Genomic DNA, 13,927 nt, shown 5'->3' with positions numbered 1-13,927 from the left:
ACGCCTACACGCCGAACAAGAGTGGCGCAGCAGTGCGCCCATTCACGCACCCACAGACAACCCGGGGGGACGCTTGCGTTCCAAGGGCCGGCAGCGGCCCCACCTTGCATCGAGGCCCCACTTCCGCGAGCATGGTGCGCTGGACCTTGTGGAGCTGCCATGAACGCGCCGACACGCTACCCGTCGTTTCGGGACTTCTACCCCTTCTACCTCAGCGAGCACCAGAACGCGACCTCGCGCCGCCTGCACGTGATCGGCACCAGCCTGGCGCTGGGCTTCGTGCTGCTGGCGGTGGCGTCGCTCAACCCGTGGTGGCTGCTGGTGGCGCTGCTGCAGGGCTACGCTTTCGCCTGGGTGGGCCATTTCTTCTTCGAGCACAACAAGCCCGCCACCTTCCAGTACCCGCTGTACAGCCTGATGGGCGACTGGCGCCTGTGGTGGGAGGTGGTGACGCGCAAGCGCGCGTTCTAGGCGTCGGCCCGTGCCCGCTGCATGTCGCTGAGCGTGAGGCCGACGCGCACGGCCTGGGCCATCGGGTTCCTGGGCATGGCCTGCACCCCTGCTGGGCTTCGGCGTCGGGCCAGGCCATCCGCTCGTTCAGCCTCTGCCAGCAGCATCAGGTATGGCGCTACTCTCGATGGCATACAAACGCAGATGCCACTATACCCCACCCATTTTTCCATGAATACGGGCGACCGGTGGCGCACCGCTCGCCCGTTCGTCACGCTGTGGCCCCGTCAGCTCGCCTGCTTCACCAGCGGGCACTTGCTCTCGGCCAGGGGCCGGAAGGCCTTGTCACCCGGGATGGTGTTGAGGACCTTGTAGTAGTCCCACTCGCGCTTGGATTCGGCCGGCGTCTTGACCTGCACCAGGTACATGTCGTGCACCATGCGGCCGTCGGCGCGCACCTGGCCGTTCTGCGCAAACATGTCGTTGATGGGCGTGCGCTTGAGGTGGGCCGCCAGCACCGCGCCATCGTCGTCGCTGCCCGTGGCGTCCACGGCCTTGAGGTACTGCGTGATGGCCGAATACGCGCCGGCGTGGCTCATGGTCGGCATCACCTTGGTCCGCTTGAAGAAGCGCTCGGCCCAGGCGCGCGTCTCGGGCGTGCGGTCCCAGTAGAACGCGGTGGCGAACACCAGGCCTTGCGCCTTCTGCAGGCCCAGGGCCTTCACGTCGCTGATGAACATGATCTGCGGCACCACGGTCTGCTTGGGGCTGACGCCGAATTCGGCCGCGGTCTTGATGGCGTTCACCGTGTCGGCACCGGCATTGGCAAAGGTCACGACGTCGGCCTTGGATTGCTGGGCCGGCAGCATGAAGGAGGAGAAATCGCTCGCGCCCAGCGGGTGGTAGGTCCGGCCGACCACCTTGCCGCCGCTCTCGCCCACCACCTTGGTGATGGTTTCGGCCGCCGTCTTGCCAAAGGCGTAGTCCACCGCCAACACGTACCAGTTTTTCTTGCCCTGGGCCGCCAGGCCATGCACCGCGCCGCTGGCGAAGGCGTAGGTGTCGAAGGTGTAGTGGATGGCCGTGGGGATGCAGTGCTCGTTGGTCAACACGTCCGAGGCGGCCGCGGTGTTCAGGATGAGCTTGTTGCGCTCTTTGGCCAGGTTGTAGACGGCCAGCGAGACGGCGGTGTTGTTCAGGTCGACGATGGTGTCCACGCCGTCGCGGTCGAACCAGGTGCGCGCCTTGGTCGCCCCCACGTCGGCCTTGTTCAGGTGGTCGGCCGTCACCACCTCGATCTTCTTGCCCTTGACCTGGCCGCCGAAGTCTTCGATGGCCATCTTCACCGCCTCGATCGTGTTCTTGCCCGAGGTGTCGGCGTACTGGCCCGAAAGGTCCGTCAGCACCCCGATGCGCACCACGTCGCCGGAGATGCCCGCCGCCTGAACCGGGGCGGCCCCCAGGGCCAAGCCGAGCAAGCCGGTCAGGCCCGTCCAGCGCCAAGAGGGGAGGGTGCGAAGGGATGCAAACGCCATGGGATGTCTCTCCAGAGGTGGTTCAAAACACGCAGCCGGCTCGGCCCCGCGCCCGTCCATGCGATGCACAGTCCGCCTCATGCGGTCCCTGGGCGGGGACGAACGGTGCCGGTCGGCCCGCGGCAGCAGTCTGAGCGGCTTGCCCCGGCTCGAGCACCCGGACTTGCCCCAAGCCCCGCCGTCGGTCACACCGCATCGTCACGCCCTGACATGGGTATCTTCCCATTCTCGATATAGGACAAACGGCAATGACCTCATACTACCCAATCCGTGCACAGAACCCGACTGTCACCCAGGCAGCACGGCACACGGTGGCGGCACCGCACTGGATGAGCACACGCGGGCTTCGGCCACCCTGCCGCCCATCCGACAAGCGGTATCGGTCTCGGTGTCCACCCACAGCGCTCGGAGCGATGCAGCTGGGTCGCCAACGCCCGGCACCCAACGGGCAAGCGGCGCGCGGCCTGCCCCCGCAAGCGGGCCTCCGCCCAATGCTTCGCGGACATCGCCGGCCCACCGCCCGCGCGTGACCCACGGCAACCGCCTGACTCGTCAGCGTCGCGTCGGTGCAGCAGCGACCTTGCCCACAAAAAACCCGGCGCGAGGGCCGGGTCGTGAGGCCGCGGCAGACCGCGATCAGTCGGCGTACTGGCCTGCAGCCTTGATGACGGGCGCCCACTTGGCCACTTCGGCGGCGACGAACTTCTTGTGCTCGGCCGGCTCGACGCGCTTGTCGGTCACGACCACGGCGCCCAGGCCTTCTTCCTTCTTCACGAACTCGGGGTCCTTCAGCGCCTGCTTCAGGGCGGCGTTGATCTTCTGGGTGATGGCCGCCGGCGTGCCCTTGGGCGCGTACAGACCGTGCCAGATGGTCACGTTGAAGCCCTTGAGGCCGGCTTCATCCAGCGTGGGCAGGTTGGCGTAGACCGCCGGCGTCTTGATGCGCTGCTGCGTGGTCATGGCAAAGGTCTTGATCTTCTTGCCCTCGACCTGCTGCGTGGTGTTGGTGGTCTGGTCGCACATCACGTCGATCTGGCCACCCATCAGGTCGGTCATGGCCGGCGCCGTGCCGCCATAGGCCACGGTGGTCATGTCGGACTTGAGGGCGGTCTGCAGCATCAGGCCGCACAGGTGCGAGGCGGAACCCAGGCCAGCATGGCCCAGGTTGAGCTTGCCCTTGTTCGCGTCGATGTAGCTGCGCAGCGCCTTGAAGTCGCCCGGCGGCAGCGTGGGCTTGGAGACGACCACCATGGGCACGTCGTTGACCAGGCCCAGGTACTCGAACTCGGCGTAGTTGTAGGGCAGCTTGCGGTACAGCGTGGGGGCCGTGGCCATGCCGATGTGCGTCAGCAGCAGCGTGTAGCCATCGGGCTTGGCACGCGCGGCCTTGGCCATGCCGATGGTGCTACCCGCGCCGGGGGCGTTTTCGATCACCACAGTGGCGCCATCCAGCGGCTTGCGCAGGGCTTCGGCCAGGTCGCGGGCCACCTTGTCGGTGGGGCCGCCCGCGGCGAAGGGCACGATGATGGTCACGGTCTTGCCGGCGGGGAAATCCTGCGCGAAGGCGCCAGTGGCCACCAGGGCGGCGGCAGCGGTCAGGCTCAGGCGAGTGGTCAGGCGCATGGGGTGTACTCCAATGAAAACAAAGGCGCAGATGCTACGTGCGCCAGCGGCAATCGCCTTCAGGGTTCACCCCGATGTCCGGGTAAATGGCAGCGCCCGGTGTGGCCCCTGCACGGTTGGCGCGGCGCATGTGGGAGCCACGATCCCTCGCCCGGGGGTCGGCGATGCCCCTGCCGGCAGGCCCCGCATGCAGATTCGGCACAATAGCCCGGCAACGCTGGCCCAGTCGCCGGGGGTTACGCCTCCGGCCCCGTGGGCCATGCCTTTGTCCATCCCGCCAACATCAGGAGATCAGCATGGGTCAGTTTGTCGAACTCAAGGCCGCCGACGGCACCGCCATTCCCGCCTACGTGGCCACCCCGAGCGGCGCCCCCAAAGGGGCCGTGGTGGTGACGCAGGAAATCTTTGGCGTGAACTCGCACATCCGCAGCGTGGCCGATGGCTACGCCGCCGACGGCTACCTGGCCGTGGCGCCGTCCACCTTCCACCGCGTGAAGCCCAACGTGGAGCTGGGCTACACCGACGCCGACATGGGCGAAGGGTTTGGCTACAAGACCGCCGTGGACGCCCTGCCCGCGCCCGGCGTGCTGCAGGACCTGCAAGCCGCCATCGACTACGCCGCCAAGACCAGCGGTGGCAAGGTCGGCATCGTGGGCTACTGCTGGGGCGGCCTGCTGACCTGGCGCGCGGCCTGCGAGCTGAATGGCCTGGCGGCCGCCGCGCCCTACTACGGCGGTGGCATGACCACCCCCGAGGAAATCGCCCGCAAGCCCAAGGTGCCGGTGATGGCCCACTTCGCCGACACCGACCAGTGGATTCCGCTCGACTCCATCGAAGCCTTCAAGCAAGCCCACCCCGAGGTGCAGATGTTCGTCTACCCGGGCCACCACGGCTTCAACTGCGACCAGCGCGGCAGCTACGACGCCGCCGCTGCCAAGCTGGCCCGCGAGCGCACGCTGGGCTTCTTCGCCGAACACCTGAAGTGATGCCAGGGCGGGCGAACGGCAAGCCGTTCACCGTCGCGTGAACCCTGCAGGGCCCGATGGGCGTGTCGCATGACCGCCCATCGGGCCCTGTTGTTTTCGGTTCCCGCGGACGGCCGCGCAAGTCGCAGACCGCCATCCACCCCTGGCCAGCAGCACGTTCTTGGCTTGCAGGGGTGAAGCAACGCCGACCACATCGCCTTCGCGATCCACCAGAGCGCAGCGACCCAACCGGCTTCCGATGCCCCGAACAAGCAGAACGATGTGCTGCGTCTGAGCGCCCGCTAACCATCGTGGCGTCAGCGCCTTCAGCACACGACTCTTGAGGCCAGCCTGGCGCCCAGCGGATCAGCAGGCGAGCTGCGCCTGCCGGTCGTGCAGGCGCTTCTGGTGCACCGCGATGCGGGCCTTGGCGTCTTCGGTCTTGGCGCCGGCGGACTCCACGCCCAGGCGGTCCAGCTCGGCGCGCACGAACCCGCACATGGCGCTGTTGTTGGCGCGGGCATCGGCCACGGGTTCGGCCTGCTTGGTCGGGCCCCGCATGGGGGCTTCCACGGGCGCGGCTGAACGCGCCTCGCCGTCCTGATCGCCGGCACGCCCGCCGCTGGCCCGGCCAGCGCCCGCCTCGGGCAGGCGCGGAAACGACGACAGAGGCCTGAACCCCGGGGTCGCCTCAGGCTCGGGCGCCGGCGGGCGCGCAGGCACCAGTTCATGCGCGCGCACCGTGGTCAGCGTACTTTGGTAGACCGGCTCCGCCAGCGGCACGGGGGCCGTGTCCCGCGGGGCGGCGCGCTGCACCGCGGCCGGCGCCGGGCGTGGTGGCGGCTCGGCACGGCTGGGCGGCGGCAAGGGACGCAGGGGTGCCGCGTCGGAACGGGTGGCCGGCGAGGGCCTGTTGAGCGGAGCCGACGAGGTGCCGGCTGGGCAGGCTCCGTTGGTGTAGAAGACCTCGCCGGCCCGCACGCACTTGTGCACCTCGGTCGAGACCGGGGCGTTCGGATTGCCCTCCTGCACCAGACCCTGGGCGCCAACCCAGACCGGTGCCAACATCAGCAGCGCGCCACCCAGGCGGTTCAACAGGAACATGGTGCAGACCCACTCGACGAGAAGCCGGGCATCTTGACACAAGACCAGGCCCACGTCGTGGGCAGGCGACAGGCCGGGCCGCTCTGCATGCCGGCGCGGCGCACAACCCGCCTGGCCACGCCCGCCTGATCACACCGGCAGGGGCGCTTGCAGCAGCCATTAGGGCGGATGGACCTCGCCTCGCGCGCCCTCGAGGACGATGACGGCACCACGGGTCAACAGCGGGCAGCCCGGCAGCGTCAGACTGTCCAACGTTCATGACACAGGGGTATACAGACATTGCCGTTTACCACAAAACGGTAACCGGGATATACCCCTCAAAATTTGACTTGCGCCCCCAATTCCACCACCGCATTGCTGGGCAGGTTCAGGTAGTCCGCCAGGCTGGACGAGTTGCGCAGCATCTGGGCAAACAGGCGCTCGCGCCACAAGGCCATGCCGCCCTCGGCGTCGGGGATGAGTTTTTCGCGCGAGATGAAGTAGCTGGTGGTCATCGGGTCCAGGCTCACGCCTTGCGGCGCCAGCAGGGCCAGGGCCTTGGGCAGGTCCATGTCGTTCTTGAAGCCGTAGTGCACGGCGACCTGCCAGCTGTTCTTGGCCAGCTTCTCGACCTGGATGCGGTCCGTCAGCCCCACCCAGGGCACCTCGTGCATCTCCACCGTGACGAACAGGTTGGTCTCGTGCAGCACCTTGTTGTGCTTGAGGTTGTGCAGCAGCGCATTGGGCGCCACGCCGGGCACGTTGGCCAGGAACACGGCCGTGCCCGACACGCGCGTCGGAAACTCGGTGCACAGCGCGCTCATCATGCTTTTCAGGTCGATCGAGCCTTCCTGCAGGGCGTGGTTCATCAGCACGCGCCCGTCATGCCAGGTCAGCATCACGCCATAGACCGTGGCGCCGATGAGCAGCGGAAACCAGCCGCCGTCGAACAGCTTGGTGAGGTTGGAGGCCCAGAACGCCAGGTCGATGACCAGGAAAAAACCCGTCGCCGCCACGCACAGCGCCAGCGGCAAGCGCCAGCCAAAGCGGATGACGAAAAAGGTCAGCACCGTGGTGATGAGCATGTCGGTGGTGACCGCCACGCCGTAGGCGCTGGCCAGCTCGCTGGACGAGCGGAACATGAGCACGGCGAACGCGATGGCACCGAACAGCAGCCAGTTCACCAGCGGGATGTAGATCTGGCCCGTGTCGCGCACATGCGTGTGGATGATGCGCAGGCGCGGCAGGTAGCCCAGCTGGATGACCTGCTTGGTGACGCTGAAGGCGCCCGAGATGAGCGCCTGCGAGGCGATCACCGTGGCCGCCGTGGCCAGCAGCACCAGCGGCAGCGTGAGCCAGCCCGGCGCCAGGCTGAAGAACGGGTTGCTGACGGCCGCCGGGTTGGCCAGCAGCAGCGCGCCCTGGCCGAAGTAGTTCAGCGTGAGCGCCGGCATGGCGACGCCAAACCAGGCCAGGCGGATCGGCAGGCGGCCGAAGTGCCCCATGTCGGCGTACAGGGCCTCGGCGCCCGTCACGCACAGGATGACCGCCCCGAGGATGATGAAGGCCGTGCCCGGCTGGCGGGCGATGAAACCCAGCGCGTAACCCGGCCAGACGGCCTGGAGGATCTCGGGGTGGCCGACGATGTGCATCACGCCCAGGGCGGCAATGCCCGCGAACCACAGCAGCATGAGCGGCCCGAAGAAGCGGCCGATGCCGCCCGTGCCATGGCGCTGCACCAGGAACAGGGCCGTCAACACCAGCAGGGTGATGGGCAGCACCCAGTGCGCCAGCTCGGGCGAGACCTCGCGCAGGCCTTCGACCGCCGACAACACCGAGATCGCCGGGGTGATGACGCCGTCGCCATAGAACAGGCAGGTGCCGAAGATGCCCACCAGCATGAGGGCGCGGCGCAGGTGCGGCCGGTCGCCCACCGACTGCGACGCCAGCGCCAGCATGGCCACCAGACCGCCTTCGCCATGGTTGTCGGCGCGCAGCACCAGCGTCACGTATTTCAGCGACACGATGGTGGTCAGCGTCCAGAAGATCAGCGAGAGCACGCCATAGACGTTGGCGGGCGAAAAGCTCACCCGCCCGTCGGCAAAGATCTCTTTGACGGCATACAGCACGCTGGTGCCGATGTCGCCATACACCACACCCATGGCGCCCAGCGTGAGCGCAGCCAGGGCTTTGCCGGTGGGTGGTGGGCGTTGGCCGGAACCTGTCATGTCCGACCCTCCTTGGGTTATCGGCCGTCCGCGTCCAGCTCGGCGGCTTCCAGCTCGTAGCTGGTGGCCAGCATGGCCAGCCGGGCAATCACGCCATGCATGTAAAACCGGTTGGGCTCCTGGGCGGCCTCGGCCACGTCCACGCGCGCAAACGGCAGCGCCGCAAACGTGGTGTCGGCGGCGTCCAAGCTGTCGAACTCGGTCAACCGGGTGTTGCAGCGGTAGTAGGCACCCACCACGTAGCGGTCGATGGTGTAGATCACCGGCTCGGCCACGGCCTGGCCCACGCGCTCGCTGGTCTGCAGGCCTTCCTGCACAATCAGGCGCGCCAGGTGCGGCTGCACGGCAGACGGCCCGGGCAGTTCGCTGGCGTCGCGCAGCGTCATCACGCCGGCTTCATCGCCGCCGTTGTCCAGCTTCACGGTGACGAAGGGGCGCTCGCCAATGCCATATTCCTTGCACTTGCGGCGGATGCGCGCCAGCACCGAATCCACGCTGGCCCGCACGCGCGCCACGCCGTCTTCGGTGCTCAGGTCCACCAGGCCCACGGCTTCTTCGATGGGGTGGATCAACCAGGGGTCGATGCCCAGCATCTTGCCGAAGCGCTTGCTGATTTCCTCGTAGTGCACCAGGTCGCGCGAACGCAGCCGCGTGGCCCAGCTGGCCTGCAGCGGCGGCAGCATGTACTGGTCGTTCAGGTCCTCGAGGATGCCGGGCACGCCGTCGTAGAGGTCGCTGTTGAGCAGGATGGCGCAGGGGTCGAAATGCTTGAGCTGCAGCCGGCCCTGGCTGCGCACCGCCGGCTCGAGCGCCAGTTGTTCGCCGCTGGGCAGCTTCAGGCTCAGCGTCTTGGACACATCGGGGTCGATGGAGCCCAGGCGGACGTGCAGGCCCGCCTGGCTGAAGATCTGGCGCAGGCGGGAGAGGCTGAGCAGGTAGTCGGCATCGCGCTGGGCCCCGTTGTGCGGCACGATCAGCAGGTTGCGCGCATCGGGACAGAATTTTTCAACGGCCGCCTGCGCCGCCTGGGCCGCCAGCGGCACCATGGCATCGGACAGGCGATTCCAGCCGCTGGGAAACAGGTCGACCTGCGTGGGCGCCAGCTTGTAGCCCGCGTTGCGGATGGCGACCGCGCTGTACACGGCGGGCGTGTGCTCCATCCATTCCAGGCGAAACCAGCGTTCGATGGCTGGCGTCGATTCGAGGATGCGCTGCTCCAGCTCGCTGATGGGCCCCTGCAAGGCGGTGAGAAGGTGTGGAACCATGTGGTGTTTGGCTGTGGTGCCCGGTCATTCTAGTGTGCGGATTCCCCCGTGGCCGACACCTCGCGCCCCGGTGTTCACGCCGACCGCGTGTCAGCCCCGCTCCCACACGGCCTGGCGCCGGCTGCCGCGCCAGCCGCGCGCCGGTCGTCCAGCGCGAGATTCACAACAAGAGGGTATTCGGCGCTGCCGTTGTCAAAATCAACGGCCATCGACCCATACGCCATGCAGAGTCGATTGCAACCAGTGTCACTGGCGCACTTCGCCGTCGCCCAGCACCACGTACTTCAGCGAGGTCAGTCCCTCGATGCCGACCGGCCCGCGGGCGTGGAACTTGTCGGTCGAAATGCCGATTTCCGCCCCCAGGCCAAACTCGAAGCCGTCGGCAAAGCGGGTGCTGGTGTTCACCATGACGCTGGCCGAATCGACCTCGCGCAGGAAGCGCTGGGCATGGCGGTGGTCCTTGGTCAGGATGGCATCGGTGTGGTGGCTGCCATGGCGGTTGATGTGGGCGATGGCCTCGTCCAGGCCCGCCACCACCTTCACGGCGATGATGGGCGCCAGGTACTCCTCGTCCCAGTCCGCCTCGCTGGCCGGCACGGCCTGCAGCTGCGCCACGCCCGCCGCCTGCACGATGGCCAGGGCCTGGGGGTCGCAGCGCATCTCCACGCCCTTGGCCGCGAACACGGCCGCCATGCGCGGCAGAAAGGCCTGGGCCACGCCCTGGGCCACCAGCAGCGATTCGGTGGCGTTGCAGGGGCTGTACTTCTGCGTCTTGGCGTTCTCGACCACGCGCACGGCCAGCGCGATGTCGCAGGGGTCGTCCACGTAGCTGTGGCAGTTGCCGTCCAGGTGCTTGATGACCGGGACTTTGGCCTCGGCGCTGATGCGCTCGATCAGGCCCTTGCCGCCGCGCGGGATGATGACGTCGACGAAGGCCGGCATGGCGATGAGCTGCCCCACGGCCGCGCGGTCGGTCGTCTCCACCAGCTGCACGCCGTGCTCGGGCAGGCCCGCGGCCAGCAGCGCCTCGCGCACCAGCTTGGCCAGCGCCTTGTTCGACTCGATGGCCTCGGAGCCGCCACGCAGCACGCAGGCGTTGCCGCTCTTGATGGCCAGGCTGGCGGCCTCGATGGTCACGTTGGGCCGGCTCTCGTAAATCATGCCGAACACGCCGATGGGCACGCGCATCTGGCCCACGCGGATGCCGCTGGGCTGCTGCTTCATGCCGATGATCTCGCCGATCACGTCGGCCATGCCGGCCAGCTGCTCGCAGCCCTGGGCGCAGGTCTCGATCACCTTGGGCGTGAGGCGCAGGCGGTCGACCATGGGCGCCGCCAGGCCGTTGGCCTCGGCGCGGGCGATGTCGAGCGCGTTGGCCCGCGCCAGGTCGGCTTCGGACGCGCGCAGCAGCGCGGCCAGCGCGCGCAGGGCCTGGTTCTTGGTGGCGGCCTGGGCCGCGGCCATCAGCGCCGACGCCAGCTTGGCCTGGCGGCCGACGCCATGCATGTAATCGGCAATGTTCGAGGCATTCATGACACGGATTTTGCCCCAAGCCCCCTACACTGCGCCCGCCCCGGCTTGTTCGCACACGCCGGCATTGGTGCCTTCTTCTTGCCTGCCCATGACCTCCTCCGCTCCGCTCGCCCAACTCGACGACCTGCAGGCCCGCCTGGCCGCCTTGCGCGCCGGCCAGACGAGCCCCTCGGCCTTTGCCGGCGAGGCCCGATCCGCCCAGGCGCTGCTGACGGCCTTGCCGCCCCGGTTCGGGCAGGTGCTGGTCAGCCTGCTCAACGGCCTGGAGGCCGGCGCGGCCTTCGACGAGGCCAGCTGTTCCTTCGACCAGGGCCAGCTGCACCAGAACCTGCAGGACTGGCTGGCCGCCGCCCGGCAACGCCTGCAGGCCCTGGGGTGAGCGGCGCGATCGCGCAGCACAAAAACTTTACACAGCGGGACAGCGGCGAAACGCCACCGATACACGGCCGGCGCACAGTCCACCTCACGCAAGACGGCACGCCGTGCCGATTGACGCTGACAAGGAGCACACATGACCCGCACGTTCGTTCCCGCCTGGATGGCGGCCGCCCTCCTCGCCCTGGGCGCTGCCACGGCCCAGGCCCAGATGCCCGCGGCCGGCCAGCAGGCGGCCACGCCGGCTCAGGCCGCCTCTGCAGGCGCCCATGGCCACCCGCACCAGGCCAACCACCGCCACGGTGACCGCGGCCCGCGCATGGACCCGGCCCAGCGCGAGCAGCACCGTGCCCAGCGCGTGGCCGCGTTCAAGGACAAGCTCAAGCTGAGCGCCGCCCAGCAAAGCGCCTGGGACCGTTACCAGGCCGCGCTGAAGCCGCCGGCCCGCCCGGATGCCAGCCGCGACGCCTTCCGGGCCGAGCGCGAGCAATTCGCCAAGATGACGACGCCGCAGCGCATCGACGCCCGGCAAAAGCGCCACGACGAGATGGCCGCACACATGAAGGCGCGCGGCGACGCGACCAAGGCGTTCTACGCCCAGCTGAACGCCGAGCAGCAACAGGTGTTCGATGCCGAAACCGCGCGCGCATTCGACCACCGAGGCCCCCGCAAGCCGCACGGCCCGGGCCACCCAGGGCATCACCCCCATGGCGAGCCCGGCCAGCAGCACCCTGGCGCGCCCAAGCCCCCAACCCAGCCCGCCAAGTGAAGCGCGGCTGATGCCGCAGGCATGCGAAGCGTTTGCCGTCGCATGCCATGTAGTCATGAAGTATGGCCACCTTCCCGTTCACAAACAAACGGGGAAGTGGCCATACTGCCATTCAGATGAGCAACGGGCGTTCAAAAACGCTCGTGCGGCCCCAGGTAGCGCCATTGCCCCGTGGGCAGGTTGCCCAGCAGCACGCCGCCGATGCGGATGCGCTTGAGGCCGACCACGTGCAGCCCGACCAGCTCGCACATGCGGCGGATCTGGCGCTTCTTGCCTTCGCGCAGCACAAAGCGCAACTGCTCGGGGTTTTGCCACTCCACCTCGGCCGGCAGCAGGGGCTTGCCGTCCAGCTCAAGGCCGTGGCGCAGCCGCGCGAGCTGCTCGGGCGGGAACACGGCCTGCACATCGCGCTCGACCACGCGGTCGCCTTGTGGGTAATGCACGCGCACCAGGTATTCCTTGTCGACCTCGGACGCCTCGCCAATGATGTCGCGCGCCACGCGACCGTCCTGCGTCAGCACCAGCAGGCCCACCGAATCGATGTCCAGGCGCCCCGCAGGGGCCAGGCCGCGCAGCTGCCAACTGGCAAACCGGCGGCTGTTGGCATCGCCGCGCCAGCGGCTCTGGGCATTGATGAGGCTGGCCGCCGGCTCGTGGCCGTCCTCGGCCTGGCCGCTGACGTAGCCCATGGGCTTGTTGATGAGGATGGTCACGCGCTCGGCCTGCTTGACCTTGGCGCGCTCGTCCACCTGCACCTCGTCGGTGGGGCGCACGCGCTGGCCCACCACGGCAGGCTGGCCGTTGACCAGCACCCAGCCGTTCTCGATCCAGGCATCGGCCTCGCGGCGCGAGCACAGGCGCATGTCGGCCAGGCGCTTGTTCAGCCGCTCGCCAATGGCGGGCGCCCCCCGCGCCGGGGCCTGGGGCACCGGCTGGGCCCCAGCCACTTCGGTGGGTGCGTCGCCCCGGTCGCGCGTGGACTCGTGGCGGTCAGCCGGTGCGCCATCGCGGCCCGCCAGGGGCTGGCGCACCGCGCGCAGCCCACCGGGGGCCATCGCGCCTCGCGCACCGCGTTCGTCGCGACGGGGGCCGTCGTCGCGCCAACGGCCTGGTGCCCCGCGGGCCGGCCGGTCGTCACGTCCGGCCGAGAAGAACCGGTCATCGGACCCGCCCTGGGATGGGCCGCGAGCTTGGCCATGCGGCGTGCCGTAAGGCGTGCCGTGAGGCGGGCGGGATGAGGGCCGGGCGGGCGCACCGTAGGGCTGACCCCGCGACGGACCGCGGGCATCGTCACGCGGCGCGTTCCGCCACCCGTCGTCACGACGCCCGCCGGCCTCGCGCGGCCCCCCGCGGGCACTGCCCCGAAAACCGTCACGCGCGCCCTCGCGCCACGCGTCGTCGCGCGGCCGTGGCGCACCGCTGCCGCGGTGGTCGCCTGCGCGTGGACCGAATTCCCGGCCACCCGCACGGCCGCTTGCTCGGTCGTCCGCCTGACGCGGGCGTTCGCGCCCGGCACCCGACGGGCGGCCCTCGTCACGGCGAGCGCCCCAGGGCGTCTCGCGCCGCTCGCCCTCCTGCCGGTACGGCGAACCGCCGCCGCCCTGCGCCATGCGACGCCCTTCGCGGCCCGGCTCGGCCCATCGTGGGCCGGCACCCGGAGGCGTGCGACGGTCGTCGGCGCCGCGCGACGGGCGCCGCTCACCCGCGTCCGACCAGCGCCCGGGGTTGCCGTTGCCGGGTGGGCGGCGCTCGTCGCGCTCGCCCGCACCGTATTGCTCGCGGGCGGCACCGGCCACGTACACGTTGCGCGGCACCCCGGATCGGGGCCGATCACCTGGCCGGCCGAGGCCCGGCGCGCGCGGCCCGGCGCCGTCGGATGGCCCCGAGTCGGCGGCAGGGCGGCGCTTGCCGGCACTGAGGATGGGGCGGGGAGAGGGGGCGGGTGTAGCCATGGTGCAATGCGGGCAAAAAATCGACGGGGGCGGCCATCGGAGATGGCCAGGGGCCGGTAGGTCCGCGCCACGGCGTGGGGCACGGATCGGCGCGCGGTGGCCTGGGCGGCCCGGGCAGCGGTCGACTCGTTCAGAAAGCAGCGATTGTC

General features: G+C 69.3%; 11 protein-coding genes. 4 read left to right on the top strand and 7 right to left on the bottom strand.

The genetic code is table 11. From position 1 onward, the window contains the following. Window positions 1–159: 159 nt before the first annotated feature. On the top strand, window positions 160–471 hold the full coding sequence (locus CCO03_RS01670; protein ID WP_087276404.1) for an Mpo1-like protein: 312 nt from the start codon (window positions 160–162) through the stop codon (window positions 469–471). A gap of 266 nt (window positions 472–737) precedes the next feature. Here the strand turns inward: CCO03_RS01670 and CCO03_RS01665 are convergent, their stop codons facing one another. Both CCO03_RS01665 and CCO03_RS01660 read right to left on the bottom strand, forming a co-directional pair. After that, window positions 738–1,985 (bottom strand): ABC transporter substrate-binding protein, encoded by a 1,248-nt coding sequence (locus tag CCO03_RS01665; protein ID WP_087276400.1) that lies wholly within the window; start codon window positions 1,983–1,985, stop codon window positions 738–740. 636 nt (window positions 1,986–2,621) lie between these two features. After that, window positions 2,622–3,608: a tripartite tricarboxylate transporter substrate-binding protein gene (locus CCO03_RS01660; RefSeq protein ID WP_087276397.1), complete on the bottom strand. Its 987-nt coding sequence runs from the start codon at window positions 3,606–3,608 to the stop codon at window positions 2,622–2,624. Between the two features lie 296 nt (window positions 3,609–3,904). On the opposite strand from CCO03_RS01660, the gene CCO03_RS01655 reads away from it, so the two are divergent. Then, window positions 3,905–4,594: a dienelactone hydrolase family protein gene (locus CCO03_RS01655; RefSeq protein WP_087276394.1), complete on the top strand. Its 690-nt coding sequence runs from the start codon at window positions 3,905–3,907 to the stop codon at window positions 4,592–4,594. 345 nt (window positions 4,595–4,939) lie between these two features. On the opposite strand, the gene CCO03_RS01650 is transcribed toward CCO03_RS01655, so the two are convergent. From CCO03_RS01650 to CCO03_RS01635, 4 genes are all read right to left on the bottom strand, one after another. Further along, the gene (locus CCO03_RS01650) at window positions 4,940–5,677 is read right to left on the bottom strand and encodes a hypothetical protein (protein WP_087276391.1); all 738 of its coding nucleotides are present in this window, start codon (window positions 5,675–5,677) and stop codon (window positions 4,940–4,942) included. A gap of 317 nt (window positions 5,678–5,994) precedes the next feature. Continuing rightward, window positions 5,995–7,884: a potassium transporter Kup gene (locus CCO03_RS01645; protein WP_087276388.1), complete on the bottom strand. Its 1,890-nt coding sequence runs from the start codon at window positions 7,882–7,884 to the stop codon at window positions 5,995–5,997. A 17-nt stretch (window positions 7,885–7,901) separates the two neighbouring features. Continuing rightward, window positions 7,902–9,149 carry a glutamate--cysteine ligase gene (gene gshA, locus CCO03_RS01640; protein WP_087276385.1) on the bottom strand — a complete coding sequence of 416 codons (1,248 nt, stop codon included), beginning with the start codon at window positions 9,147–9,149 and terminating at the stop codon, window positions 7,902–7,904. A gap of 246 nt (window positions 9,150–9,395) precedes the next feature. Further along, the gene (locus tag CCO03_RS01635) at window positions 9,396–10,682 is read right to left on the bottom strand and encodes a glutamate-5-semialdehyde dehydrogenase (RefSeq protein ID WP_087276382.1); all 1,287 of its coding nucleotides are present in this window, start codon (window positions 10,680–10,682) and stop codon (window positions 9,396–9,398) included. Window positions 10,683–10,770: 88 nt separating this feature from the next. Here CCO03_RS01635 and CCO03_RS01630 point away from each other — a divergent pair, with 88 nt between their 5' ends. Both CCO03_RS01630 and CCO03_RS01625 read left to right on the top strand, forming a co-directional pair. Then, window positions 10,771–11,061 carry a hypothetical protein gene (locus CCO03_RS01630; protein ID WP_087276379.1) on the top strand — a complete coding sequence of 97 codons (291 nt, stop codon included), beginning with the start codon at window positions 10,771–10,773 and terminating at the stop codon, window positions 11,059–11,061. Between the two features lie 132 nt (window positions 11,062–11,193). Continuing rightward, the gene (locus CCO03_RS01625; RefSeq protein ID WP_087276376.1) at window positions 11,194–11,826 is read left to right on the top strand and encodes a Spy/CpxP family protein refolding chaperone; all 633 of its coding nucleotides are present in this window, start codon (window positions 11,194–11,196) and stop codon (window positions 11,824–11,826) included. A gap of 131 nt (window positions 11,827–11,957) precedes the next feature. Here CCO03_RS01625 and CCO03_RS01620 read toward each other — a convergent pair whose 3' ends face one another. Continuing rightward, complete coding sequence (locus tag CCO03_RS01620; protein ID WP_087276374.1) at window positions 11,958–13,778, bottom strand: pseudouridine synthase; 1,821 nt, start codon at window positions 13,776–13,778, stop codon at window positions 11,958–11,960. Window positions 13,779–13,927: the final 149 nt, after the last annotated feature.

This window comes from Comamonas serinivorans (assembly GCF_002158865.1).
In the GTDB taxonomy this organism is placed as follows: domain Bacteria; phylum Pseudomonadota; class Gammaproteobacteria; order Burkholderiales; family Burkholderiaceae_C; genus Comamonas_E; species Comamonas_E serinivorans.
The sequence above is the reverse complement of the archived record's forward strand: the minus strand, read 5'-3'. Positions and strand labels throughout refer to the sequence as shown.